Genomic DNA, 24,053 nt, shown 5'->3' with positions numbered 1-24,053 from the left:
AGATTTCGATTTAAATGTGTGTTTTGAATAAATCAAACAAGAGACGACGATGCCGAATACAGACTCTAATATCACGTCAGAACCGACTTCAAGTAACAAAAAACCATTTTTACAAAGCAATATGCCTTTGGTTGCTGGTGTTGCAATTGTTGCACTAAGCAGTGGTTTGTTGGGCTATTCGGTAGGGCATCGCCAAGGCCTAACGGTTGTGGGCTATGATGCAGATGCAGAGCAATTGGTTGAAGTCGTACAAAAGCAAAAAACTGAATTGGCTGTACTTCACAAATCACTTAATACAGCAGTACAAGAGCGTGATATTGCAGTAAGTAACTCAAATGATTTGGGTCTGACTGTCATTAAATCTCGTGATGCACAAGAGCAAGCCGAAAATCTTGGTGTGCTGTATCGTGAAGTATTGCGCCAACGCGGTGGTATTGCGCTGGCAGTACAGCATTTAGCGATTAAACCATTACCAGAAAATGCTTTTGAATATCAACTGGATTTAATGCAGGTGAGCCCCAATAAAGCCAATGTGTCGGGTAGTGTCGAAATGCGCTTAATCCAAGGTACAGAAGTTCTGACTGTGCCTATGGAAGATAAAAACTTTAATTTTGAAAACAATGAACGTTTAACTGGTCGATGGACTATGCCTAAAGGCTTTAATCCAAGCTTTATTGAGGTGCGTTTAAATGGTTCAGGTAAACAAGTCATCCGTCGTTTCAGTTGGACGAAAGGTCCTGCGGTAGATAACCAAGCAGCATTCCTTTCGGAAATTCCCCAAACTGAAGCAAACGTAAACTAAAGTGTGTAACAAAAAAATTATGCGAACAAATAAGCGTCAAATTAGCCTATCAAGTATCAAAGACTCTTTTCATCAATCTGGATTGGTCGATTGGCATCTTAGCCCACGCTTGAGCAATGACGATTCGCATGAAGAAGGTGATTCAGATGCAGCGGTCATGACTGCACCACCAGAATTTAAACGTCCACCAATGTACGCTGTTGTTTTAATGAACGATGACTACACCCCAATGGACTTTGTTATTGAAATTTTACAACAATACTTTGCAATGAATCTTGACCAAGCTACTCAAGTAATGCTAACTGTACATTATGAAGGAAAAGGTGTTGCAGGTGTTTATCCGCGAGACATCGCGGAGACTAAAGCGAACCAAGTCAATAATTACGCTCGATCACAAGGTCATCCATTACTTTGTCAGATAGAGTCCAAAGATTAAGGGGGTTGCATGCTCAGTCGTCAATTAGAAGTATCATTACGTTTGGCTGTCAGCATGGCTCGTCAAAAGAGACATGAGTTTTTGACGGTAGAACATTTATTATTGGCTTTACTCGATAATGACTCTGCTGTAAATGCTTTAAAAGCATGTGGCGCAGACATTATTGTGCTTCGCAAAGAGTTAGAAGAATACGTCGAACAACACACACCAAAATTGGGTGAAAATCAGGATCAAGCGCCTCATCCTACGGAAAGTTTTGACCGTATTTTGCAACGCGCGATTTTTCATGTGCAATCTAGTGGTGGTGACCGTACGGTTGAAGGTGCGGACATTTTGGTGGCGATGTATTCTGAGCGTGATTCTTTTGCGGTGTATTTACTCAAACGCCATCAAATTAATCGTTTGACATTGACTCAATACCTTTCTCATGGAACACGTAAAGAAGAAGTACAAGCTGAAGAAGAAGTGGAAGAGCTGGATGGTGAATCAGCAGCTTCAGCCAATGCAGGACCATTAGAGCTTTATACAACTAATTTAAATGTCGAAGCGCAAAAGGGTAAAACTGATCCGCTCATTGGGCGTGAAAAAGAAATTGAACGCGCAGCTCAAATCCTATGCCGTCGCCGTAAAAACAACCCACTTTTAGTCGGCGATCCTGGTGTTGGTAAAACTTCTATTGCTGAAGGTTTAGCTTGGCTCATTGTCAATGGTAAAGCGCCTAAACCACTTGAAAATGCTGAAATATTCAGTTTGGATATTGGCGCATTGGTTGCTGGTACTAAATATCGTGGTGATTTTGAAAAACGCTTAAAACAACTGTTAAATGCGTTAAAGAAAAAACCAGAAGCAGTGTTATTTATTGATGAAATTCACATGATCATTGGTGCAGGCTCAAGTATGGGTAGCACGATGGATGCATCGAATTTGATCAAGCCAGCGCTCGCAAATGGTACTTTACGTTGCATCGGTTCGACCACTTTCCAAGAATATCGTCAGGTATTTGAAAAAGATCATGCTTTATCACGTCGCTTCCAAAAAATTGATGTGAATGAACCTTCAATTTCAGAAACCATTGATATTTTACGTGGTTTAAAATCTAAATTTGAAGAATTTCACCATGTGAAATACGAAGATCAAGCTTTGGTTTCGGCAGTTGAGCTTTCGGCTAAATTCATTAATGACCGTTTCTTACCAGATAAAGCCATTGATGTGATTGATGAAGCTGGCGCACAACGTCGCTTGAAAGCAGAGCAAGACGATACTGCAATTACAGTTGAAAATATTGAAGATATTGTCTCTAAAATTGCACGCATTCCGCCAAAAACGGTATCTAAGGATGACAAATCTGTACTCGAGCATTTAGATCGTGATTTAAAGCGTGTGGTCTTTGGTCAAGATGAAGCAATTGAAGCATTATCTTCTGCAATTAAATTGTCTCGTGCAGGCTTGAAGTCTCCAGACAAACCAGTCGGTAGCTTTGTATTTGCTGGCCCAACAGGTGTGGGTAAAACTGAAGTCACTAAGCAATTGGCTAAATTGCTGGGTGTAGAACTCGTACGCTTTGATATGTCTGAATATATGGAGCGTCACGCCGTATCCCGTTTGATTGGTGCGCCTCCAGGCTATGTAGGTTTCGATCAAGGTGGTTTGTTGACTGATGCGATTCATAAAAATCCGCATTGTGTATTGCTTTTGGACGAAATTGAAAAAGCGCATCCAGATGTATTTAATCTGTTGCTTCAAATTATGGATCATGGTGCATTAACGGATAATAATGGACGTAAGTCTGATTTCCGTAATGTGGTGTTGGTCCTTACAACGAATATTGGTGCAGAAAGTATTTCTCGTGTCAGCATTGGCTTTATGGACCAAGACAACAGTAATGACAACCAAGATGCAATGAAAAAAGCATTCTCACCAGAATTCCGTAATCGTTTGGATGGTGTGATTCAGTTCCGTGCATTGCCTACAACAGTCATCGAAAATGTGGTTGATAAGTTCTTAACTGAACTCCAAGCACAGTTAGATGATAAAAAAGTGATGCTAGAAGTGGATCAAGATGCCCGTGAATGGATGGCTGAAAACGGCTATGATCGCCTCATGGGTGCTCGACCTATGCAGCGTTTAATTCAAGAGCATTTGAAAAAACCACTTGCGGAAATGATTCTATTTGGTGAGTTGGCTGAACATGGTGGTAATGTTGCTGTTTCTGTGAAAAAAGAAAATGGCAAAGCGATTGGTTTAAAACTGGAAGTGTTTGAAGATCAAACTGCTGAACCAGCATAATTTGCATAACTGACTTAAAATAACCCGTGTTGTCACGGGTTATTTTTTACTATTCAATTGATTTAAAGGGTTAAGGTTTTGGATTTTCCTTTTGCTAAAATATTAACGACATTCTTTTTGTTTTTAATCACCGCCGTGATGGAAATCTTAGGTTGTTATTTCCCTTATTTAATTTTAAATCAAAATAAAAGCCAATGGCTTTGGATCCCAACAGCTTTAGCTTTGGGTACATTCGTCTGGCTATTAACCTTACATCCGGCAGCTTCTGGGCGTATTTATGCAGCCTATGGCGGTATTTATATTTTTACTGCATTACTTTGGCTTCGTTATGTCGATCAAGTCAGTCTGAGTCGTTGGGATTTAGCAGGTGGGGCGGTGGTTTTGGTAGGAGCAGCATTAATTATTTTGCAACCACAAGGCGTGATTCGATAGCATTTTTAAGTTAATTGTAAGTCAATATTTAGCAAGACTTTAGTTCGGACAAGGCTATTTTGAAATATATAAAGGAAATGTGTATCTTTTCTCTAGTTTTTTAGAGAGCATAAGGGCTCAGGTATAGATTGCTTGAGTGCATTGAGTTGCAGTTTATATGTTGTGATTTACCACGCAGAAGGATATTTAGATTGTTTCTGACTAAACTTGAATAGTTAACATAGTGCTTATTCACAAGCCTTATACTCTTAATAATGAGTATTGAATAATAGTTAAAAATAATATCGTACGTGGCAAGATTGGCGCTGTTTTATTGTGGTGATGAGGCTTCTGAAAGATGCAAAGATGTTTGCAGAAGCCTATCTGCATTTTGTATCAAAGATTGAGTAACGATTAAAGCCCACAATCTTTTTGCTTTAATTCAAGTTTGTAATGGTTTTTCTCTGAACTTAAATCAAACTCAACCAAATATGGATTTTTTTTCTGATATTCATGCTCAAAGAAAATAGGGCAGTTTTGTACTAAATTTTTCATAATGATTTTCTGAACTTCCTTACGACCCAAATCAGCTTCAAATTGTGCAAAATCAGGTGTAATAATCATGCCTTTTAATTCGGTTTTAGTTGCACTGACTTGTAATTGCTCAATAATGGTGTTGTGGTCAATTTCAATGGGAAGTGTTTTGGAGTCTTCAGCACTTAATACAGTCAGTACTTCATTCAATGCTTCAGGCTGTTGGATCTTAAAATTTTGATCAATGATATTTTTTGATTGTAGGTAGTCATCAAATTCTGAGGCATGAACTTGAGATAGTGTAGAACCAATAGTAGCAATCAGGAACAGGCCAATCTTTTTTAAATGCATGGAGAGTGTCACTTTCAGAAATTATAAAATTTATGTTTTGATTATAGCCATGCATATATAAAAAAAGCACCCGAAGGTGCTCTTTATTCCACGAAAAAACTTAGTCTTTTTTAAGATTTTCGTTAATTAAGAATTCAACCAATGCTTTTTGAGCATGTAAACGATTTTCAGCTTCATCCCAAACCACTGCATTTTTGTGGTCAAGCATATTTTCTGAAATTTCCTCACCACGGTGAGCTGGTAAGCAGTGCATGAAGAGGCAATCTGGATGAGCTAAGTCCATTAAGCGCTCGTTCACTTGATAGTCGGCGAATGCTTTTTCACGTACTTTTTGCTCTTCCTCTTGGCCCATGCTCGCCCAAACGTCAGTCACAATTAGATCAGCATTGACAGCAGCATCTTCAGCTGAGTCTACAAGCTCTACGCAGTGCGCAAATTCAGACAGAAATTGCTCTTGCGGTTCATAACCATTTGGTGAAGCAATTTTTAATTTAAAGCCCCACATGTGTGCAGCTTCAATATAAGAATTACACATATTGTTGCCATCGCCAATCCAAGCAACTGTTTTTCCTTCAATTGAACCACGGTGTTCAACAAAAGTTTGTACGTCTGCAAGTAACTGACAAGGGTGGTGATCGTCTGTTAAAGCATTAATAACAGGCACTTTTGAATAAGAAGCAAATCGTTCAACGATGTCATGGCCGAAAGTACGAATCATGACGATATCTAGCATGCTTGAAATTACACGTGCTGAATCTTCTACTGGTTCACCGCGACCCAATTGTGAATCACGTGATGAAAGGAAGATTGCACTACCACCAAACTGGCTCATACCAGCTTCAAACGATACACGCGTACGAGTGCTTGATTTTTCAAAAATCATGCCCATTACTTTGCCAACAAATGGTTGGAACACTTCATTGTTGTGCTGTTTGCGTTTCAGCTCAATACCACGTTGCACAATTTGGTTAAGTTCTAAAGTCGATAAATCGCGTAAAGTCAGAAAATGACGCAGAGCCATGATTACTCCACAATAATTGCTGAATCAAAAAATAAACAACAATTAGTTGTTGGTTGGTTAATGAAAAAAAGGAGAATCAAGTACTCTATACCAAAAACCAGCAAAAATGCAAAAAAACTAGGGCTTTTGATGTCCATCCAAGAAGCGATCTACGCAGTAATTTATATAATTGATGTTTTCTTGATCAGTTTCTTCATTTGGAAGACCCATTAAAATTTTCCATTCTAAATCGCGTAAAATGCCAAAATAAAATTGTGCTGAAAAAATGGGGTTTTCACAGACGAGAAAACCTTTTTGATGCCCACTTTCTAATGCTGTGGCAATCGCCAATTGAATTTGTTTCGGGCCGTGCTCATGAATGTGTTGAGCGATATCTGGGTTGCGTTGACTCTGTTCGAGTACTAAACGCATAAATGCAGATTTATCGGGCTGGTTTAAATGGTGCTGAAAATTTAATAGTGTTTGGACTAAATAATTGCGAAAACTGGAAATCTCTGGATCGAATGGAATGCAAATGTCTTTAAAAAATTGATCACGTCGATAATCACAAATCGACTTAAATAAACCTTCTTTATTGCCAAAATATTTATAAATGGACGCTTTTGAGCCACCTGCATGATTGACGATATCATCAAGTGAAACGGCGTCATATCCATGTTGTAGAAATAGTTCAGCACCACTTTCTAAAAGCGCGACACATCGTTCATGACCACGTTTGGTTTGTGGTACGTCACGTGCGAGCGGTTCTAACTGAGCTAAATCTTGCATATTTGAAATAAATATATCCACGGAAAATAACACTTGTAATTATAGCAAAACTTTGTACAAAGAGCTTGTAAACATCTACGTTGCTTAAGCAATATACAGTCACGAAATAATATTATATCGTTCAAAAATATTTGACTAAAGTTATAGAGTAAAAATTCTAATTGGTCATAGCACGCCAAATAATTATGGTTATACTCAAGCCTCAACAAATAAAGAAGCCTCTGTGGAAGGGAATATGACAGAACAAACGTCTGCAGGTTTAAGATTTAGACAAGCATTAGAAGTGGAAAAACCATTACAAATTATCGGCACAGTCAACGCTTATGCAGCAATGATGGCGAAACAGGTGGGTTACAAAGCCATCTATCTTTCGGGTGCTGGGGTTGCGAACTATTCTTATGGTCTACCTGACTTAGGTATGACCAGTCTGGATAACGTTTTAGAAGATGTCCGTCGTATTACAGAACGTGTAGACACACCGCTTTTGGTGGATATCGACACAGGTTGGGGTGGCGCATTTAATATTGCACGTAGTGTCAAGCAAATGATTGCGGCTGGTGCAGCAGCGGTTCACATTGAAGACCAAGTCGCACAAAAACGTTGTGGCCACCGTCCAAATAAAGAAATCGTCACTCAACAAGAAATGGTTGATCGGATTAAATCTGCTGTTGATGCGAAGACGGATTCAAACTTTGTGGTCATGGCACGTACAGATGCGCTACAAAAAGAAGGTCTGCAAGCTGTGATTGATCGTGCATGTGCATGTGTGGAAGCGGGTGCAGATGCAATCTTTGCTGAGGCAATGACCGACATTACCATGTACAAAACTGTTTGCGATGCAGTAGGTGTGCCTGTTTTAGCCAACATTACAGAATTTGGTGACACACCTTATTACACAACAGAACAACTCGGTGAACAAGGGATTAGCATGGTGCTGTACCCATTGTCAGCAACCCGTGCTATGCAAAAAGCGGCCTTAGAAGTCATGCATTCGATTCGTAAAGAAGGGACACAAGTGAATGTGTTAGATAAAATGCAACAACGTAAAGAGCTTTACGAATTCCTTGACTATCACACATTTGAAAATACATTAGATAAATTATTCACTGAAGGAAAATAAGAAATGGCTGAAGGAAAAGTACTCACGGGCGCAGGATTGCGTGGACAAGTTGCTGGCAAAACAGCATTGTCAACTGTAGGCAAAAGTGGTGCGGGCTTAACCTATCGTGGTTATGATGTTCAAGACCTAGCAGAAAACTGCCAGTTTGAAGAAGTCGCGTACCTGATTTTCTTTGGTGAATTACCTACAACAGAACAACTTGTCGCATACAAAGCCAAACTTAAATCATTGCGTCAATTGCCACAGGCATTAAAAGAAGTGCTTGAACGCATTCCTGCAGATTCACACCCAATGGATGTGATGCGTACAGGCGTATCCATGCTGGGTAACCTTGAAACAGAACAATCATTTGAACAACAACAAGATGTCGCAGATCGTATTCTTGCGACATTGCCAGCGATTATTTGCTATTGGTACCGCTTTAGCCATGACGGTGTACGTGTAGAAGAAAATACCGATGACGATTCAATTGGCGCGCAATTCTTACATTTACTTCGTGGTGAAAAGCCAAACGAATTGCATGAACAAGTGATGAATGTATCGCTAATTCTATATGCAGAGCATGAATTTAATGCATCTACATTTACAGCACGTGTATGCGCTTCGACGTTGTCTGATATGCATTCATGTATTACTGGCGCAATTGGTTCATTACGTGGTCCATTACACGGTGGTGCCAATGAAGCTGCGATGGAAATGATTGAAAACTGGACGTCACCAGAAGAAGCAGAGCGTGAAATGCTTGGCAAATTGGAACGTAAAGAAAAAATCATGGGCTTTGGTCATGCGATCTACAAAGACAATGATCCACGTAATAGTATTATCAAAATTTGGTCTGAGCGCTTAGCAAAAGACGTGGGTGATACTGTGCTTTACCCAGTTTCTGTACGCTGTGAGGAAGTGATGTGGCGTGAGAAGAAATTATTCTGTAATGCAGACTTCTTCCATGCATCTGCATATCACTTTATGGATATCGCGACTAAACTGTTTACACCAATTTTCGTGATGTCACGTGTTACAGGCTGGGCTGCGCATGTGATGGAACAGCGTGCTGACAACCGTATTATTCGCCCAAGTGCAGATTATACTGGACCAGAACTGCGTAAAGTGGTGCCAATCGCAGAGCGTTCAGCAGCATAATCCATAATCTAAAGTACTAAAAAGCCTCTGCGGAGGCTTTTTACATTGTGAAGAAAACGAGTGTGTACACACATTTATTGTATTGATGAAATGAGGAAGTGAACTTCTTTTGCTACAAGTTCGGTTAATTGTTCTAGTCGCTCTAAGGCTTGTCCTGCTAAATAATATTGAAAATTATAAAATTGATTTTTAAATAAAATACTAATAAAGAATGTACCCTCAGGTTTGCTAGCGGTGGCACTACCGCCAGGTTTGAGTAAACCTGTACATGCCACAATCACATCTGCTTGAGTAAAGAGTAATTGCCCTTGCTGTGCCATCGCTTGGGTCACTTCGGCGGACTCAGCAGTGTATTGCTCAATTAGCTGTGCGGACACATTTAATATAGAAATTTTGATGCTTGGGTCATAACTGACTAAACCGCCTAACAAAATATCTGCGCCAGAATTTTTATAGATAGAAAATTGACTAGAGAGATAGCCTGAACTGGCACTTTCGATAAAGGCAATCCGTTGATGATTCTGCTCAAGAGTTTGGCAACATTGTATTAATTGAGTTTTGGGCATTTTTGCTCTTTGAAGTTTTTAGTATATTTTAGCAATAATGTTTAAATATTTGAAAGTAGGGTAACTTTTTGGTGAAACTTATTTTAATTTAATATTTATGGTTTAAGTGATTAAAGTATGGACAAATTTTGAAATTAAAGGTTTTACTTCACTCTAAACAGTGGTAAAAATAAAAATAAAGTGTGTTAAGAAAGTAGGATACATAGATGAAAACAACAGTAAAGTATGTCGTTTTAAAAAGCTTAGATTACCAATTAGGCACGCCACTTTTTCAAGAGGAATTAGAGGCAGATAGTCAATATTTTGACCAAATTCCTGCAGAAATTTCATATCAAAATCACAAGTTCAAAGTCAAAAGCAAAGAGCTGAAGCGATTACAAATTGTCGAAGAGTTTGAAGATTCACAAACCATTATTGTGAAAGTCTTAGCTTTAAATTAATAGGTGAAAAAGAAATAAAAAAACTCCCAATGTTGGAGTTTTTTTATTTCTTTTTAGTATCAGTGAATAGCTTTCATTGAAACCATAAAAGAAAAAATGAGCTTAATATTAAAATGTGACATTATTTTAATATTATAAAAAGTATGTGATAAATAGCTAATCAATTCATACAGGTTAAGACGTAGTAGACTTCTTGGAATGTAATAAAATGTAACATTTGGTTAAAAAAAAGCTACTATTCACTGACTTCAATTGATGAAAATGTATAATTAATACGTTGTATTAGCGGTTTGAGTCATGAATATCCTAAAATTCATTAAAAGCTTTAATACTTCAGGTGCATATCTCACATTATCTATTGTGATTTTAGCATTTTTGGTTGTTTATTTTTATGTGATAAATCCAGTATAGGATCCATCGTTAAATATTTACTCCAGCTAAATTTGTTACCTGATGATAGCCAGAGAAAAAAGAGCAATGTGAATATCACATTGCTCTTTTTTTTATGTCAATAGCTACGGTAAAACGAGCTTAGGTCGCTATTGAATGAAATTTAAAGCGCACTTTTCAACGTTTTGCGATGAGCTTTGACTTGCTTGGCATAGCGTTTACCTTGTTTTTTCATAGCACGATTATTGTTATAACCTGTAGGTCCAACATTGTAATAAGCTAAGGCTTTTTTGCTATCGCCAGCTTGTTGCGTATATTTGGATAGAATGTAGGTCCCACAGTTAATATTGGTATTTTCATCAAATAAATCACCTGTACAGGTATTTTGCCAGTAGCGCGGAATAATTTGCGTGAGACCTACAGCACCTGCAGGGGATGTAACAGTACTTCGATAAGATGATTCTTGGCGAATTAAAGCAGCCATCAATAATGGATCCATCTGATAGCGTTCTGCACTTTGAATGATCATCGGAGATACGCGATCAGCAGTTGGTGGAGCAACAGAATAAGCTCTTTGTATGCCACTAGATAATTTTTTCGCACGCTTTTCTACAGAGCCACCGCCAAGAGAAGAGCAGCCAGCCAGTGTGCTTAAACTTAGAAAAAGAACAGCGGACTTCAGTATGTTGTGCTGAGAAGGAAATGTTTGGCGAGCATTGAAAAATATATTGGCGAGCATAAAAGACCTGTTCTATGGGCATTACAAATTTTACTTGCCATCATTATCAAGCACATTGGCATTAGGTCAAGCACATAAAAGCATGATTGTGATTGCAAAATGTTACTTAGAAAAAGTCTTCAGATCATTTCTAGTTTTACAAAACCAACAAATTTAGCTTATTCATTATGGATTTCACCATCAGAATGCATGATGAAATCATCTAGATAGCACGTATTTATCAAGTCATGCTATAGCATTTATACAATGTCTTTTGCCATCCAAATTTCACATGCATGGCTATGGCCCGTAGCACCCAGCGGTGCTTTAAGATGTAAAAATCCTAATTTTTCATATAACTTGACGGCTTGCCATAAGCTTGCGGTTGTTTCCAAATAACAGTTTTGGAACTCATTTAATTTTGCGAAATCAAAAGCAAGCTCTAAAATCTTTTTGGCAAATCCAAACCCACGTACAGAAGCGTCAAAGTACATTTTTTGAATTTCGAGAACATTAGGATCACCCAGAAGCGGGGCAATGCCACCACCACCTAACACCTGATCATGTTGATCAACCACTACCCAATATTGTGTATGCTCTTGGCTATACACTTGATATAAGTCATCTAAAATGGGGTCAGCAACCGCAAATCCTGATTCAGGTGCTAAGCCAAATTCTAGTGAAACTTTGCGAATGAGTGCTGCGATTTGTACATTGTCTTTTTGCTGGATGGTGCGAATGTGGTACATGAAAATGAGATAAAAAAAGAGATGATTTTTTTATAGCAAAAAAAACATCTCTTGTGTATTTATGATGCGAGGAAATATCAACAATATTCTGTTATTTCAGTTCACTTGAGGTCTTACCTAACTCACGACGAGCAATAATGAGTTGTTGAATTTGCTGGGTGCCTTCGAAAATATCTAGAATTTTTGAATCACGCGCCCATTTTTCAAGTAATTCATCTTCGTTATAGCCCACACATGATGCTAATTCGACACATTTTAAGGTGATTTCATTGGCTACACGGCCTGCTTTTGCTTTTGAAATAGATGCTTCACGTGAATTTGGAATTTTGTTGTCAGCCATCCATGCTGCTTTAATCATTAATAGGCGAGCAGCTTCCCAATCAGCTTCCATACGATAGATTTGCGCAGCAATATTTGATGTTTGTAAGTAGGGAGTTGCATAAGTAGCATCAAGTGAGTCTTTAAATATTTCTTTAATACGTTCTAAAGATGCTTTTGCACAACCAATCGCCATGGCAGCTACTAATGGTCGAGTGTTGTCGAAGGTTTCCATTACGCCTGCAAAACCTTTAGCCACATCTATTTCGGCATTGCCTAACAAGTTAGTTGCTGGAACGCGACAGTTGATAAAGCTAATAGCAGCTGTGTCTGAAGCTTTAATACCGAGCTTATGTTCTAGTCGGTCTATGTTCATTCCAGGAGTGCCTTTTTCGACTACAAAGGATTTAATAGCGGCACGGCCCAGTTTTTTATCTAAAGTGGCCCAAACGACAATAGCATCTGCACGTTCACCACTGGTGACAAAGATTTTTTCGCCATTGAGAATGTAGTGATCCCCATCCAAAGTTGCGGTTGTACGAATGGCAGCCGAGTCCGAACCACAGCTAGGTTCTGTAATCGCCATGGCAGCCCACACACCCTCAAATCGCTTAAGTTGTTCGTCATTTGCCACAGCAGCAATAGCAGAATTTCCTAAGCCTTGACGGGGCATAGAGAGTAATAGGCCTGTATCGCCATAGCACATTTCAACAACGCTTAATGCTGTTGACATATTTACGCCATTTTTATTGCCTGTTTGGGTGTCACCGCGTTTGTTGACCGCCGCACCTGCATTTAAACCGTCACCGCCTTGGTTCATGCCATCGACCAGTGATGACAGCATGTCGAGCTCTTTGGGATAGCTATGTTCAGCTTTATCATATTTGCGTGAAATGGGACGTAGTACATTTAATGCGACTTCGTGTGCTTGATCGATCAGCATTTTAAATTTTTTTGGATTCTGCAAATTCATAACGATGTCCTTGTCTTATATTTTAGGCGTGTAAACCTGATTGCATGATGGCTACGGCACGTAAGTCACGATACCAACGCTCTACAGGGTGCTCTTTGGTAAAGCCATGTCCACCTAAAATTTGCACACTGTCTGTTCCAATTTTCATCGATTTTTCAGCACAAAGCAGACGTGCTAAATAAGCCTCGCGATGGAAAGATTGCCCAGATTCAGCAAGGCTAGCCGCATTGAGTAACAGCATACGCATCGCTTCAATTTCAATGGCCATATCGGCAATCATAAATGCGACACTTTGACGATGAGAAATAGGCTCACCAAAAGCCGTACGTTCATTGGCATATTGAATGCAATATTCTTTGGCTGCAGTGCATGTACCAATCGCAAGTGCACACCACATTAAATTGCCCAAATCTAAAAATGAGCTGTAATTAAAGTCTTGGTCAGACAGACGCTCAGCAGGGGTATTTTTAAAATATAAAGTCACGGTTTCTGCTGGTTTTAAGCCCATTGCAGATGATTTTTTAAACTGAATAGAGGAGTGGCGAGGTACCACAAAAACTTCGGGTTGACCATTGAGCATGGCATTGACCAGTAAAATATCCGCAGATTCACCTAAGAGGACAGCTGTTTTTTCGCCACTAATACGATATTGGCCATTATGGTCGGTTGCTTGGGTTTTAAGTTCAAATGGATTAAAGGCAGGTGTGTTCTCTTGCACAGCAAAACTGGCTTTAAGTTCTGGATCTGTACTAAAAGCAGTGAGATATTTGGCTTGAATATCCGCTGTGCCCCATTGCGTGAGTGCATTAATGGCACTAAAACTAGAGAGGAGTCCAGCACATAAACTAAAATCTCCATGTGCAAGTTTCTCTGCAATCAGTAGATTGGTCACAATATTTTTTTCAGTTGCAACACCACCGAGGCTTTCTGGTAAAGCATAAAAATTTAAGCCTAGCTCTGCACTATGTTGCCATAGTTGTTGTGGAAATAATTCGTCATGATTTGCTTGCGCAGCTAGAGGTCGTAGAACCTCATTGGCAAATTGCTTCATGGCATCACAGATCATGGTTTGCTCTTCACTCAAACTTAAATCAAAAAGTGATTTTTGTTGATTGGATAAGCGCTGTTTGCTGAGATTAGGCTGAGGTTTAAAAATTTTTTGTGTTTGGTTCAGTGTTTTGAATCCAGCTTTTGAACCTTGATAAAGTGATTTTTCTACAAACTTTCGAAGTTTTAGTTGATCTAATACTTCACTGCCTGCAATTTTTGTAATGAGTGATAACCCAAATCCTTGGGCTTTATTTACCATGCTGGTCATACGGATTATTCCTTAGCGCAAATTTATGCTTATTTTTATGCTGACATTTGCAGTTTAAAAAAACTATGTCAGTTTTGACATTGTTTATTGGCTAAGATAAACGGTAAAATAGAATCTAGATTTTGTATTTAATCTGTTGATTTTTAATAACTTAATAATCATTTTAAAATTTTATTTTTTGGATAAATTGGCTTGAATGACACTGTATCATTCAAGCCTGAATTTTTATTGATATTTTTGGATCATATTGCGAACATTGGTTTTTGCTTCAATCACCGTCATAAAAGTATATGCACCAATGAATTTACGGCTTATAAACATAAATTCTTTGGGTGGAATACTAAAGTAGCGCGATGCCATAGACTTAGATGCACGTTGCATCACACGACTATGTAATTGGCTCTTTTTCCAATCGTAGCGTAAGTGTTCATCCATCACGCCAGCAGGCAAGTCTGGGTTATTTAACGGGCTACTAAAAGCCTCTGTTGCCAGTAAAAATACTTTGGCCATATCTGGTTTAATACTCAGAGGCATGGCATCAAAGAATTCATAGCCTGTCATCGCATTCACCATTTCTGAGGCATCATGATGGTATCCAGCTTCAATTAAATTACGCGCAACTTTCAATAGATTGGCATCAAATTGACGAATCGCACCAAAGTCAAGTAACACAATTTTATCTTGTACTGTTGCACCATCACCTAAGCGAACTAAATAATTACCAAAATTTGGATCGGTTTGCATTTCACCCCATTCGAATATTTCACGAACTGCAATTTCAAGTGAAGCTTCACCTAAAGCATTACGTCGTTCTTGAGGAAGCGATAGCATAACAGGGCTGTTAATTGGCACACCGCGTTCAAATGTCATGCATAGCACTTGGCCAGTACAGTAATCATCAATAATCTGTGGCACTGCATAGCGCGGGTCTTCTTTTAAGCGAGCACCAAAACGGCGAGTAGTATCTGCCTCAATTTTATAGTTCACTTCACGATGCATCATTTCGCGAACTTCTTCAAACCATTGGTCGAACTCACGTGTTTGAGGCACCATTCGTGTCAGCTTAAGCATGTTCTTAAATAAGTTCATATCTGAATCAATGGCATCTGCAACACCAGGATATTGAACTTTTAACACTAACTCTAAGCCATCTGATTTGCGGGTTGCGCGATGGACTTGTGCCAAAGACGCAGTACCTAATGGCTCATGATCAATTGTGAGATCGTTTAATTTTGAACCTAACTGTGTTTCAAGTTGCGCTTTGATGGCAGGCCATGCCAAAGCAACAGTTTGGTTATTCAGCGTATTTAAGGCTTGAGTAATTTCTTCAGGTAAAAAATGTTCGCCATATAAAGCCATCATTTGGCCTATTTTAACAATAGAGCCTTTGAGTTTGCCAATTTCTGCGACCAGATACTCAGCTTGTTCTTTCATCGCTTTTTTACGTTTACGTTCTTTTTCTTCTTCACTTGAGAACATTGTGCTTGCACTTGAGGCAGCCCAGCGCGTACCAGCCAGTAAAGAGGCTTTCGCAATCGATAAGCGTCGATCCATGGAGGAGGTTTTCAATTGTTTAAGCTTATCGTTCTGATCTGACATTTAAACTTAATCCTGTTCAACAGTTCGCAGAAAAATTCATTGTAGCGAATCTTACATGGTCTGCACGTATTAAAAAAGTTCAACATGCTGAATTTACAGTGTAGTTATGCAACTGAAAATTCTAAAATAAGAGAATAAAAGGCTTTAGACCCTGAATTTAATTTTGACATCAAATTTTTGTTGCAGTTCATTACGATGCAACTCGATGTGCTGTGTAATGAGTTGTTGAATCGAAGGTTCTGTAAAACCTTTGGCATAGCCTTTAATAAGAATAATGCTGGGAAGACTAAAAAATAATGATTTTGCGTCCTCAAGACTGGCTTTTTCAAAGACACCTAAATCATTTAGAAGGCGTTGAAAAAACAATTTTTCTTCATGAACACGAGGCGTATGTGCATCATCCCAGTAATTTTGACGCATTGCCATTAGGTTATTGTGCTTGTAGCTCATGTTTCATCAAATGTAGTGAACTTAGTGTATGTAATATGAAGTTAAATTTTTAATTTTCAATCACGCTTTGTTAAAGCATTTAAAATACAAATCTAAGATGATATAAATGCAGAATAATTTTATATAAATATTTGTTTGTGTATTGGGGATGGGATAATGAAGAAGCGCTTAATACAGGGTTTGTTTATTACATGTGCTGGTTTTTCAGTGAATGCATTTGCATTAGGTTACACAGCCGATTTTGAAGCGTGTATGAGAAAAGCTCAAAGCCAATCTGATAGTATTAATACTTGTCAGATTAAAGAATACAAAGCGCAAAATAAACGCGTGAAACACTTGTATAAATTAACACTAAAAACAACCGCAGAAAACGAACAAGCGCTAGTAAAACAGTCTCAAGATGTTTGGCTACAGCGTCGAGATCATGCATGTAATATTCAAAATAAAAAAGCAAAAGCATTTTCTATTTCAAATTCTAGTTGTGCACTCCAAATGACAATGTCGCATGCTGATATGATGGAAGTCCGTTTGAACAATAAAAATATGAAGTGATTTTTGCAAAAAAACCATGAAAACTAAGGTATCATAAGGCGTTTTAAAAAATATGACCTTGGAGACGCCTTAAGTGGATCGACCGACTATTAGCCCTGAACATTTGCAGGAAGCTGCTGAAAATTTATCCACCATTCGAGATTACATTCGTTTTGGTGTAACAGCATTACGTCAATACGATGCACATTTAGGTCAAGGTACAGAAGACTATTTCGCTGAAAGCTCTGCATTGGTTTTACAGACCTTATCATTAGATTGGAATGCAGACGCTGAAATTTTAGATGCGAAAGTTTTGCCGAGCGAAGCTACTGAGTTTTTAGCTTTACTTGAACGTCGTATTAACGAAAAAGTGCCAACTTCATACTTACTCAATTTGGCATATTTTTATGGCAAACCATTCTATGTTGATGAGCGTGTGCTTATTCCACGTTCTCCAATTGCAGAGCTGATTGAAAACCGTTTTGCGCCGTATTGCTTGGGTGAAAATGGGCAGATGGGCGCGGCTGTAAATAACTTGCCAGAAAACCCAAATCCTAAAACACCGCAACGTATTTTAGATATGTGTACTGGGTCTGGTTGTATTGCAATTGCTTTAGCTTATGCTTATCCAGATGCAGAAGTGGATGCAACAGATATTTCTAAAGAAGCACTTGAAGTGGCTTCGATTAATGCAGAACATCATAATAAACAGTACCAAGTGGCTTTGCTTGAATCTGACTTATTTGCAAAAATCCCAGCAGAAAATCAATACGATTTAATCGTATCAAATCCACCTTATGTGGATGCTGAAGATATGGCTGATTTACCAGATGAATTCCATCATGAGCCTGAACTTGCATTAGCAGCAGGGCAAGATGGTTTGGATCTTGTGCGTAAAATGTTGGCACAAGCGGCGGATTACCTTACTGAAAACGGCTTGATCGTAATTGAAGTGGGTAACTCTGAATGGGCAATGCGTCAAAACTTCAATACCGTTGACTTTTACTGGTTGCAGTTCCAAAAAGGCGGTACAGGCATCTTTGCTTTGACTGCGGAACAGTGCCGTACATTCCGCGATTTATTCATTCAATCTATTCAAGCATAAGGAGTCGTTTGACATGGCAGGTAATAGTATAGGGCAACTGTTCCGTGTAACGACTTGTGGTGAATCTCACGGCGTTGGCCTTATGGCCATCGTTGATGGTGTGCCACCAGGTATTGAATTAACTGAAGCTGATTTACAAAAAGATTTAGACCGACGTAAGCCGGGCACATCTAAATTTGCAACTCAGCGCAAAGAACCAGATGAAGTGGAAATTATTTCGGGTGTGTTTGAGGGTAAAACCACTGGCACTTCAATTGGTTTACTTATTCGTAATACGGACCAAAAATCGAAAGATTATGGCAATATTGCACAAACCTTCCGCCCAGGTCATGCAGACTATACCTATACCCATAAGTATGGTTTCCGTGATTACCGTGGTGGTGGACGTTCAAGTGCACGTGAAACTGCAATGCGCGTGGCTGCTGGTGCGATTGCTAAAAAATTCTTGCTTGAAAAATTTGGTATTGAAATCCGTGGCCATGTAACACAAATTGGAACTGAAAAAGCTGAAAAATTGGATTGGAATGAAGTTCCAAATAATCCATTTTTCTGCGGTGATGCTGATGCAGTCCCTCGTTTCGAAGCTTTGGTAACATCGCTTCGTGAACAAGGTACCAGCTGTGGCGCGAAACTTGAGATCATTGCGACTCAAGTGCCTGTAGGTTGGGGCGAACCTGTATTTGATCGATTAGATGCAGATATTGCCCATGCCATGATGTCTATTAATGCTGTAAAAGGTGTTGAAATTGGCGACGGTTTTGCTGTTGCTGAGCAATTTGGGCATGAAACACGTGATGAACTGACGACTGATGGTTTCTTGGCAAATCATGCCGGCGGTATTTTAGGTGGTATTTCAAGCGGTCAAGATATTCGTGTATCTATTGCTTTAAAACCAACAGCATCGATTACCACGCCTGGTAAAACCATTACGATTAATCGTGAAGACACAGATGTTTTAACCAAAGGTCGTCATGACCCTTGCGTGGGCGTTCGCGCTACACCTATTGCAGAAGCGATGCTTGCAATTGTGCTCATGGATCATTTCATGCGTCATAGAGCGCAAAATGCAGATGTGGTTGCACCATTTGAACCTATTTAAGAAGTATCCTCTAAAAAAACCAGACTTCAGTCTGGTTTTTTTAATTAAAATTTAGAATAAAAATAAATTAACTTTATATTTTTATTAAATAATATTATTTAAAGGCCCGTTATGAATACATTTCGTCCTGCAGTATCAAACGATATTCAGAATTTAGTTGTTTTAATTAATCAAGCCTATCGTGAAAATATTGGTCGGAGTTGGACCAATGAACAGCATGTTATTCAAGGCCAACGTATACAGATTAAACAACTAGAAAATTTACTTACAAATCCAGACTTTGAATTATGGGTATGTGAAAAGCCTACAGCTGATAGCACAAAACAACACCCTATACTTCTGGGTTGTATAGGTTTAACCCATGATTCAGAAGATGCTAGTCAGCTAGAAATTGGCACATTTGCCGTGCAACCGGAATTTCAAAATCAGGGTTTGGGGCGTCAATTTTTAACATTTGTAGAGCAATATATCCGTGATAATTATGCTGAAGTGGAATGCATTAATATGTATGTATTGCATGTGCGCCAATCACTCATTGCATTTTATGAACGAGCAGGTTATCAGCAGAGTGGTTATACGGAAGCTTATCCAACTCAGTTGGATGTAGGCATTCCAACGGTTGAAGTGCACTTAGTTCATTTAAAAAAAGATATTTCAGCATAAGCCTGATGGTTATAAGCCAAATTTAGAATATACTGGACTGCATGTAAATGTTATACATAGCCATAAAAAAGCGCACCCGAAGATGCGCAAATGTCATATTAAAAAATACAAAGTGGAGAGTTTTAGCCGCTATTTTTAATTAGTAAGCACGACGGAATAAACGGAATGCATCAGATTGTTTGTTCGGACTAAGCATATCGCGTGTGATATCACCTTGGTTGGTACTAATCACCACTTGGATATTTTTAGCTTGATTAATTTGACTAAACAAATTACTAGGAACTTCGGCATTATTGGTAGATTCATAAATGCCTGAATTATTAATATTACGTGTAGTTGTTGCGCCAATGGTGCTAAATGAGCGCGTTTTACCATCTACAATAAAAGTAAATTCTTTTAAATCATACTGCTGTCGATCATATAAATGGAATGAAACATTATATTGACCTTGATTTTTGTTCCAATCAATGTCTAATTCAGGACAAACTTCATTGGTATTACAAGTTAATTGCCCACGAGTATTTACACGAGTAATGTCATTTTTAGAGTTATCAACATTGCTATCACCTTTAATAAGGGATGCAGGGTTGTTATCTTTAGATTTGCCAGTTGGAATGACAACACACCCAGAGAGTAAGACTGTTACAAGTGCTAATCCTAGTAAATTTTTCATTTTGAGTTCCAAAACAATGTAATTTTTATAGAGCGATTATTTGAATCTATAAAAATAATCACATATTTTTTATAAAAAGTAAAATAAATCACACTTTTCAATAATAATTGTATTAATCAAATAACTAAATTGATGATTTATTAAATTTTATTTAATTATACCGTATTAAATATGTTGATTTTTATGGCGCTTTAGGCAGGAATGAGCAAGTTCAGGCTATATATTTGAAGGATTTTTTATCTATTAGGCTTGGGTTTTAAAAATTTAAGTCTTTTATTTTGTTTAATAAATTGGCTTTATCTAGGTCTATTTTTTTCGCATTGGTATTTTTTGAAAGTTGAAGCGCTGTTTTTTGTTCTAAAAAATATTGGATACGTTCACTATTTGCGCCTGATGGATGGGGGAAACCCGCTAAAATTTGTGACTCCTTTAAATAGCCTAAGCTAACCAGATGATATAAAACCTGAGCAACACTTAAACCCATTGGAATATATACCGCTGTGGGGGAAAGTTGCTGAATCTCAGTAATAAAATTTTTTTGAATATGTTGTTGTAAAAAATCATTTTTTAGCATGTCTGGCGTAGAGCCATTATAGTTTTGTCCCTTATGCAAAATACAATGCCTGAGTACAGATGTCATGTGAACTCGCTCTTGATCTTGTTCAAATAGATTTTGTGAGCTTTCAATCCCCAACTTATGATGTAGTCCCACATAATCCAATAGATGAACAATATTACGGCGCATAGGACCACGAAATGCGCTTTCTGATTTTATCTGTTTCAAAAGCGTTGCAAAGGGAATATTGCTTTCTAAACCCGTTTTTGCGACCGCAATTGCATGTTGCCACTGGGCTTTACCAGGGCAAATTCCTACAAATATCACTTGAGCCATTGGATTGATTGCTTCAAATGGCGCGTAATAGCTGCTTAACTGACCAAATTGTCCAATTTTGAGGTGATCTTCCTGATACAGTTGCTCCAATGTATGGCTTTGAATGGTGCAGACGAAATCAGACAATTGCTTGTGTTGGGTCATGGAGTATCAAATTCACTTAGGCAGAACTATTAATTTATCGACTATTTAATTACATAATCAAGGGCTTAGGCTGTGAAATTAAGGCTATATACAAATGGCGAACAATTTATGTGCATTTAATGCTTTTCGTTGGTACATAAATTGCTCATATTAAGACTATTAATTGCTGTAGGAGAGAAACGTCTTGAATGACGTTCGCCGAAGGAGCAAGGCCTCAGGAAACTCTCAGGCAAAAGGACTGCAGCAATTCAATATCTGGAGAGAAGCGAACAATAAAAAGTACGCTCACCGAAGGAGGAAGGTTTGTATGGCATGTGGCTATGTAGGCTGAAGCTCTCAGGTCGTCATCAGCATGACGGAAGACAGATGAGGCACCCAATTTAAAATGTAGAGCATACATTTTAAGGAGGCGTTATGTGTCATATTGCAGTTATTGGAGCAGGAATTACTGGAGTCACCACTGCTTATGAGTTAGCTTTACTTGGCTACCATGTTACAGTGATTGACAAGCATTTATATCCAGCAATGGAAACTTCTTTTGCAAACGGTGGGCAACTTTCAGCATGTAATGCTGAAGTTTGGAACCAAAAAGCCACGGTATTGAAAGGTATTAAATGGATGTCGCAAAAGTCGGCACCTTTATTGCTCAATCCGAGTTTTAGTATTCATAAATATGCTTGGTTGATGGAGTTTTTAGGCAATATTAAGCACTATAAAGAAAACACTCAAGAAACTGTACGCTTGGCACTTTTGGCACGCCAACGCTTATTTGAAATCGCAGAAAAAGAAAGTATTGATTTCAACTTAGAAAAACGAGGAATCCTGCATTTTTATCATAATAAAGCGGATTACGATGTAGCGATTGGGGTAAATGACATGCTATGCCAAGGTGGCTTAGAGCGTCATGCAGTCAGTAATGATGAAATTAAGCGTATTGAGCCTGCTTTAACGGGTGATTATTATGCAGGTTTTTATTGCCCAGGTGATGCGACAGGCGACATTCATAAATTTACTACGGGGCTAGCAGAGGTTACACGTAAACATGGTGTGAATTATAAGTTTGGCTATGAAGTAACGTCGGTTCAGCATCATCAGCAAGGTGTAAGTTTGGCTTTAAAGGCCAGCGATGAAAATATGGAAGGCACAGATGAACAGTTGCTCACCTTAGACTTTGATGCATTGGTGGTGTGCGGTGGCGTGGGAAGTTATCACTTGGCAGAAATGTTAGGCGATCGTGTAAATGTTTATCCAGTTAAAGGTTATTCAATTACCGTTGAGCTGAGGGATGAAGCCAGCCAAAAACATGCGCCATGGGTAAGTTTGCTTGATGAAAGTGCAAAAATAGTGACTTCGCGACTTGGTTCAGATCGTTTAAGAGTTGCAGGTACAGCAGAATTTAATGGTTACAATCGAGACATTCGTTCGGATCGAATTCAACCTTTGGTTGATTGGGTGAACCGTAATTTTGAACTGTCGACAGAGTTTTCTGTTCCGTGGGCGGGCTTAAGACCAATGATGCCGAATATGATGCCCATCGTAAATCGTGGCAAACGTGAACGGGTATTTTATAATACTGGGCATGGTCATTTGGGGTGGACACTTTCCGCTGCCACTGCAGCCATGATTAGTCAGCAAGTGGCGCATAGTCATCCCATTTAAATAAGCAATGCAGTTTTGAATTACAAATGGTAGGGGTATAGCCGAATCTAAATAGCAGTACCACGTATAAAGCTCAGGTAACGCAATGTGATGACGCTATATTCCTTATTCCTTTACAGGCGATAAAATTAACAGTGTTTCAATCAAAGCTATACATCAGGATTAATCGTAGAGGCGATAGATGCCAGCGAAGCGCTCACAACCTTTTTGTTTGGTCTGAACTGACAGGATGGCTTTGCTATAGTTGAACTGATATTTACAATCATGTTCATTATCTAAAATATCTGTTTTTTGATCAGGCGTAGTGTAGGCAAGAAAAGGAATAGTCTGCGTTTCTAAACGGTTATTGGGGTTACGATAAGACAAACCCTCAATTTTAATGCGATCTTTTGTTAATTGATGAACTTTCAGTTGGGTAAACGGTTGCGCAAATGTCCCATGTTCAAATTTTAAATAATGTTGTGTCAGGCTCTGATTGAGCGAAACAAAAATATTGAGATCATCAGCGCGTAGTTCAAATTGTTGTTTATAACAATCTATACTTTTACATTGTTGTAATCGACTTTGCCAAATCTGCTGGGTATCTTGAATAATTCGTAAAGGTGCATCGGTGACTAAACTGGCTGTAAGATATAGATTATCAAGCTTTTCACGTTGTGTATTAAACTCTTCTGAGCACACTTTTTTGAGCGATGTTGAAGGTGGCATGCATTGAATTGCTTCAGCAAATGCTACAGGCGTGCAGAAACAGCCAAGGATAATGGCTAATCTAAAGTTTTTGATGATTTTTTTATCAGTTTTCAACAGCATGATCGCTTATACTTTCATTACGTTGCGCTTGACCTAACTATAGCGAAATAGAAAGCGTGAATACAAGATTTCAATCGTTTATTTCTA

Annotated in this window: 26 protein-coding genes and 1 riboswitch; of the genes, 13 read left to right on the top strand and 13 right to left on the bottom strand. The window is 38.6% G+C overall.

What is annotated here, in order from left to right; all coding sequences use genetic code 11:
• The first annotated feature begins 49 nt into the window (after positions 1-49).
• The 4 genes from D9K81_RS03680 (at position 50) to D9K81_RS03665 (ending at position 3,956) form a co-directional block, all read left to right on the top strand.
• A complete protein-coding gene (locus tag D9K81_RS03680; protein WP_120373292.1) occupies positions 50-802 on the top strand; it encodes a DUF6776 family protein in 753 nt (250 codons plus the stop codon).
• Positions 803-821: 19 nt separating this feature from the next.
• Positions 822-1,238 carry an ATP-dependent Clp protease adapter ClpS gene (clpS, locus tag D9K81_RS03675; RefSeq protein WP_120373291.1) on the top strand — a complete coding sequence of 139 codons (417 nt, stop codon included), beginning with the start codon at positions 822-824 and terminating at the stop codon, positions 1,236-1,238.
• Between the two features lie 9 nt (positions 1,239-1,247).
• Entirely contained in the window at positions 1,248-3,524 is a 2,277-nt protein-coding gene (clpA, locus tag D9K81_RS03670) for an ATP-dependent Clp protease ATP-binding subunit ClpA (protein ID WP_120373290.1), read from the top strand.
• Between the two features lie 78 nt (positions 3,525-3,602).
• Complete coding sequence (locus D9K81_RS03665) at positions 3,603-3,956, top strand: YnfA family protein (RefSeq protein WP_120373289.1); 354 nt, start codon at positions 3,603-3,605, stop codon at positions 3,954-3,956.
• 393 nt (positions 3,957-4,349) lie between these two features.
• On the opposite strand, the gene D9K81_RS03660 is transcribed toward D9K81_RS03665, so the two are convergent.
• The 3 genes from D9K81_RS03660 to D9K81_RS03650 all read right to left on the bottom strand — a co-directional run bounded on the left by D9K81_RS03660 (position 4,350) and on the right by D9K81_RS03650 (position 6,609).
• Positions 4,350-4,820 carry a hypothetical protein gene (locus D9K81_RS03660; protein ID WP_120373288.1) on the bottom strand — a complete coding sequence of 157 codons (471 nt, stop codon included), beginning with the start codon at positions 4,818-4,820 and terminating at the stop codon, positions 4,350-4,352.
• Positions 4,821-4,920: 100 nt separating this feature from the next.
• A complete protein-coding gene (argF, locus tag D9K81_RS03655) occupies positions 4,921-5,841 on the bottom strand; it encodes an ornithine carbamoyltransferase (protein WP_120373287.1) in 921 nt (306 codons plus the stop codon).
• Positions 5,842-5,958: 117 nt separating this feature from the next.
• Positions 5,959-6,609, bottom strand: a complete 651-nt coding sequence (locus D9K81_RS03650; protein WP_120373286.1) for a TetR/AcrR family transcriptional regulator — start codon at positions 6,607-6,609, stop codon at positions 5,959-5,961.
• A 235-nt stretch (positions 6,610-6,844) separates the two neighbouring features.
• On the opposite strand from D9K81_RS03650, the gene prpB reads away from it, so the two are divergent.
• Both prpB and prpC read left to right on the top strand, forming a co-directional pair.
• Positions 6,845-7,729 carry a methylisocitrate lyase gene (prpB, locus tag D9K81_RS03645; RefSeq protein WP_120373285.1) on the top strand — a complete coding sequence of 295 codons (885 nt, stop codon included), beginning with the start codon at positions 6,845-6,847 and terminating at the stop codon, positions 7,727-7,729.
• 3 nt (positions 7,730-7,732) lie between these two features.
• The gene (gene prpC / locus D9K81_RS03640; protein WP_120373284.1) at positions 7,733-8,869 is read left to right on the top strand and encodes a bifunctional 2-methylcitrate synthase/citrate synthase; all 1,137 of its coding nucleotides are present in this window, start codon (positions 7,733-7,735) and stop codon (positions 8,867-8,869) included.
• Between the two features lie 74 nt (positions 8,870-8,943).
• Here the strand turns inward: prpC and D9K81_RS03635 are convergent, their stop codons facing one another.
• A complete protein-coding gene (locus D9K81_RS03635) occupies positions 8,944-9,435 on the bottom strand; it encodes a CinA family protein (protein ID WP_120373283.1) in 492 nt (163 codons plus the stop codon).
• A gap of 206 nt (positions 9,436-9,641) precedes the next feature.
• Between D9K81_RS03635 and D9K81_RS03630 the strand changes: the two genes are divergently transcribed.
• Together D9K81_RS03630 and D9K81_RS18825 are read left to right on the top strand one after the other, a co-directional pair.
• Positions 9,642-9,875 (top strand): hypothetical protein, encoded by a 234-nt coding sequence (locus tag D9K81_RS03630; RefSeq protein WP_120373282.1) that lies wholly within the window; start codon positions 9,642-9,644, stop codon positions 9,873-9,875.
• A gap of 297 nt (positions 9,876-10,172) precedes the next feature.
• The gene (locus D9K81_RS18825; RefSeq protein ID WP_407923618.1) at positions 10,173-10,286 is read left to right on the top strand and encodes a hypothetical protein; all 114 of its coding nucleotides are present in this window, start codon (positions 10,173-10,175) and stop codon (positions 10,284-10,286) included.
• Between the two features lie 142 nt (positions 10,287-10,428).
• Here D9K81_RS18825 and D9K81_RS03625 read toward each other — a convergent pair whose 3' ends face one another.
• The 6 genes from D9K81_RS03625 to D9K81_RS03600 form a co-directional block, all read right to left on the bottom strand.
• The gene (locus tag D9K81_RS03625) at positions 10,429-11,004 is read right to left on the bottom strand and encodes a lytic transglycosylase domain-containing protein (protein WP_120373281.1); all 576 of its coding nucleotides are present in this window, start codon (positions 11,002-11,004) and stop codon (positions 10,429-10,431) included.
• A 239-nt stretch (positions 11,005-11,243) separates the two neighbouring features.
• The gene (locus D9K81_RS03620) at positions 11,244-11,732 is read right to left on the bottom strand and encodes a GNAT family N-acetyltransferase (RefSeq protein ID WP_120373280.1); all 489 of its coding nucleotides are present in this window, start codon (positions 11,730-11,732) and stop codon (positions 11,244-11,246) included.
• Between the two features lie 91 nt (positions 11,733-11,823).
• On the bottom strand, positions 11,824-13,023 hold the full coding sequence (locus D9K81_RS03615) for an acyl-CoA dehydrogenase family protein (RefSeq protein ID WP_120373279.1): 1,200 nt from the start codon (positions 13,021-13,023) through the stop codon (positions 11,824-11,826).
• Positions 13,024-13,045: 22 nt separating this feature from the next.
• Positions 13,046-14,341, bottom strand: a complete 1,296-nt coding sequence (locus tag D9K81_RS03610) for an acyl-CoA dehydrogenase family protein (protein ID WP_120373278.1) — start codon at positions 14,339-14,341, stop codon at positions 13,046-13,048.
• Positions 14,342-14,566: 225 nt separating this feature from the next.
• The gene (locus D9K81_RS03605; protein WP_120373277.1) at positions 14,567-15,940 is read right to left on the bottom strand and encodes an ABC1 kinase family protein; all 1,374 of its coding nucleotides are present in this window, start codon (positions 15,938-15,940) and stop codon (positions 14,567-14,569) included.
• Between the two features lie 144 nt (positions 15,941-16,084).
• The gene (locus D9K81_RS03600; protein WP_120373276.1) at positions 16,085-16,390 is read right to left on the bottom strand and encodes a hypothetical protein; all 306 of its coding nucleotides are present in this window, start codon (positions 16,388-16,390) and stop codon (positions 16,085-16,087) included.
• A 156-nt stretch (positions 16,391-16,546) separates the two neighbouring features.
• On the opposite strand from D9K81_RS03600, the gene D9K81_RS03595 reads away from it, so the two are divergent.
• From D9K81_RS03595 to D9K81_RS03580, 4 genes are all read left to right on the top strand, one after another.
• Positions 16,547-16,942 (top strand): lysozyme inhibitor LprI family protein, encoded by a 396-nt coding sequence (locus D9K81_RS03595; protein ID WP_120373275.1) that lies wholly within the window; start codon positions 16,547-16,549, stop codon positions 16,940-16,942.
• Between the two features lie 73 nt (positions 16,943-17,015).
• On the top strand, positions 17,016-18,026 hold the full coding sequence (gene prmB, locus D9K81_RS03590; protein ID WP_120373274.1) for a 50S ribosomal protein L3 N(5)-glutamine methyltransferase: 1,011 nt from the start codon (positions 17,016-17,018) through the stop codon (positions 18,024-18,026).
• Between the two features lie 13 nt (positions 18,027-18,039).
• Entirely contained in the window at positions 18,040-19,125 is a 1,086-nt protein-coding gene (gene aroC / locus D9K81_RS03585) for a chorismate synthase (protein ID WP_120373273.1), read from the top strand.
• Positions 19,126-19,236: 111 nt separating this feature from the next.
• A complete protein-coding gene (locus D9K81_RS03580) occupies positions 19,237-19,788 on the top strand; it encodes a GNAT family N-acetyltransferase (RefSeq protein ID WP_120373272.1) in 552 nt (183 codons plus the stop codon).
• Positions 19,789-19,927: 139 nt separating this feature from the next.
• Here D9K81_RS03580 and D9K81_RS03575 read toward each other — a convergent pair whose 3' ends face one another.
• Both D9K81_RS03575 and D9K81_RS03570 read right to left on the bottom strand, forming a co-directional pair.
• Positions 19,928-20,461 carry a hypothetical protein gene (locus D9K81_RS03575; RefSeq protein ID WP_120373271.1) on the bottom strand — a complete coding sequence of 178 codons (534 nt, stop codon included), beginning with the start codon at positions 20,459-20,461 and terminating at the stop codon, positions 19,928-19,930.
• Positions 20,462-20,717: 256 nt separating this feature from the next.
• Complete coding sequence (locus tag D9K81_RS03570; protein WP_120373270.1) at positions 20,718-21,497, bottom strand: hypothetical protein; 780 nt, start codon at positions 21,495-21,497, stop codon at positions 20,718-20,720.
• Between the two features lie 159 nt (positions 21,498-21,656).
• Positions 21,657-21,748: riboswitch (glycine riboswitch) on the top strand.
• A 163-nt stretch (positions 21,749-21,911) separates the two neighbouring features.
• Between D9K81_RS03570 and D9K81_RS03565 the strand changes: the two genes are divergently transcribed.
• Positions 21,912-23,156: a D-amino acid dehydrogenase gene (locus tag D9K81_RS03565; protein WP_120373269.1), complete on the top strand. Its 1,245-nt coding sequence runs from the start codon at positions 21,912-21,914 to the stop codon at positions 23,154-23,156.
• Positions 23,157-23,318: 162 nt separating this feature from the next.
• Here D9K81_RS03565 and D9K81_RS03560 read toward each other — a convergent pair whose 3' ends face one another.
• Positions 23,319-23,966: an A1S_1983 family putative colistin resistance protein gene (locus D9K81_RS03560; protein ID WP_120373268.1), complete on the bottom strand. Its 648-nt coding sequence runs from the start codon at positions 23,964-23,966 to the stop codon at positions 23,319-23,321.
• Between the last annotated feature and the right edge of the window lie 87 nt (positions 23,967-24,053).

Origin of the sequence: Acinetobacter chengduensis (assembly GCF_003664645.1) — a bacterium.
In the GTDB taxonomy this organism is placed as follows: domain Bacteria; phylum Pseudomonadota; class Gammaproteobacteria; order Pseudomonadales; family Moraxellaceae; genus Acinetobacter; species Acinetobacter chengduensis.
The sequence above is the reverse complement of the archived record's forward strand: the minus strand, read 5'-3'. Positions and strand labels throughout refer to the sequence as shown.

Bases quoted from the DNA above. Each gene is read 5' to 3' on its own strand.
- D9K81_RS03660 (WP_120373288.1), bottom strand. From the start codon at position 4,820: ATGCATTTAAAAAAGATTGGCCTGTTCCTGATTGCTACTATTGGTTCT.
- D9K81_RS03680 (WP_120373292.1), top strand. From the start codon at position 50: ATGCCGAATACAGACTCTAATATCACGTCAGAACCGACTTCAAGTAAC.
- D9K81_RS03630 (WP_120373282.1), top strand. From the start codon at position 9,642: ATGAAAACAACAGTAAAGTATGTCGTTTTAAAAAGCTTAGATTACCAA.
- D9K81_RS18825 (WP_407923618.1), top strand. From the start codon at position 10,173: ATGAATATCCTAAAATTCATTAAAAGCTTTAATACTTCAGGTGCATAT.
- D9K81_RS03625 (WP_120373281.1), bottom strand. From the start codon at position 11,004: ATGCTCGCCAATATATTTTTCAATGCTCGCCAAACATTTCCTTCTCAG.
- D9K81_RS03580 (WP_120373272.1), top strand. From the start codon at position 19,237: ATGAATACATTTCGTCCTGCAGTATCAAACGATATTCAGAATTTAGTT.
- argF (WP_120373287.1), bottom strand. From the start codon at position 5,841: ATGGCTCTGCGTCATTTTCTGACTTTACGCGATTTATCGACTTTAGAA.
- prpC (WP_120373284.1), top strand. From the start codon at position 7,733: ATGGCTGAAGGAAAAGTACTCACGGGCGCAGGATTGCGTGGACAAGTT.
- D9K81_RS03620 (WP_120373280.1), bottom strand. From the start codon at position 11,732: ATGTACCACATTCGCACCATCCAGCAAAAAGACAATGTACAAATCGCA.
- D9K81_RS03595 (WP_120373275.1), top strand. From the start codon at position 16,547: ATGAAGAAGCGCTTAATACAGGGTTTGTTTATTACATGTGCTGGTTTT.
- D9K81_RS03575 (WP_120373271.1), bottom strand. From the start codon at position 20,461: ATGAAAAATTTACTAGGATTAGCACTTGTAACAGTCTTACTCTCTGGG.
- D9K81_RS03570 (WP_120373270.1), bottom strand. From the start codon at position 21,497: ATGACCCAACACAAGCAATTGTCTGATTTCGTCTGCACCATTCAAAGC.
- clpS (WP_120373291.1), top strand. From the start codon at position 822: ATGCGAACAAATAAGCGTCAAATTAGCCTATCAAGTATCAAAGACTCT.
- D9K81_RS03610 (WP_120373278.1), bottom strand. From the start codon at position 14,341: ATGACCAGCATGGTAAATAAAGCCCAAGGATTTGGGTTATCACTCATT.
- D9K81_RS03600 (WP_120373276.1), bottom strand. From the start codon at position 16,390: ATGAGCTACAAGCACAATAACCTAATGGCAATGCGTCAAAATTACTGG.
- D9K81_RS03650 (WP_120373286.1), bottom strand. From the start codon at position 6,609: ATGCAAGATTTAGCTCAGTTAGAACCGCTCGCACGTGACGTACCACAA.
- D9K81_RS03560 (WP_120373268.1), bottom strand. From the start codon at position 23,966: ATGCTGTTGAAAACTGATAAAAAAATCATCAAAAACTTTAGATTAGCC.
- D9K81_RS03635 (WP_120373283.1), bottom strand. From the start codon at position 9,435: ATGCCCAAAACTCAATTAATACAATGTTGCCAAACTCTTGAGCAGAAT.
- prpB (WP_120373285.1), top strand. From the start codon at position 6,845: ATGACAGAACAAACGTCTGCAGGTTTAAGATTTAGACAAGCATTAGAA.
- clpA (WP_120373290.1), top strand. From the start codon at position 1,248: ATGCTCAGTCGTCAATTAGAAGTATCATTACGTTTGGCTGTCAGCATG.
- aroC (WP_120373273.1), top strand. From the start codon at position 18,040: ATGGCAGGTAATAGTATAGGGCAACTGTTCCGTGTAACGACTTGTGGT.
- D9K81_RS03605 (WP_120373277.1), bottom strand. From the start codon at position 15,940: ATGTCAGATCAGAACGATAAGCTTAAACAATTGAAAACCTCCTCCATG.
- D9K81_RS03565 (WP_120373269.1), top strand. From the start codon at position 21,912: ATGTGTCATATTGCAGTTATTGGAGCAGGAATTACTGGAGTCACCACT.
- D9K81_RS03615 (WP_120373279.1), bottom strand. From the start codon at position 13,023: ATGAATTTGCAGAATCCAAAAAAATTTAAAATGCTGATCGATCAAGCA.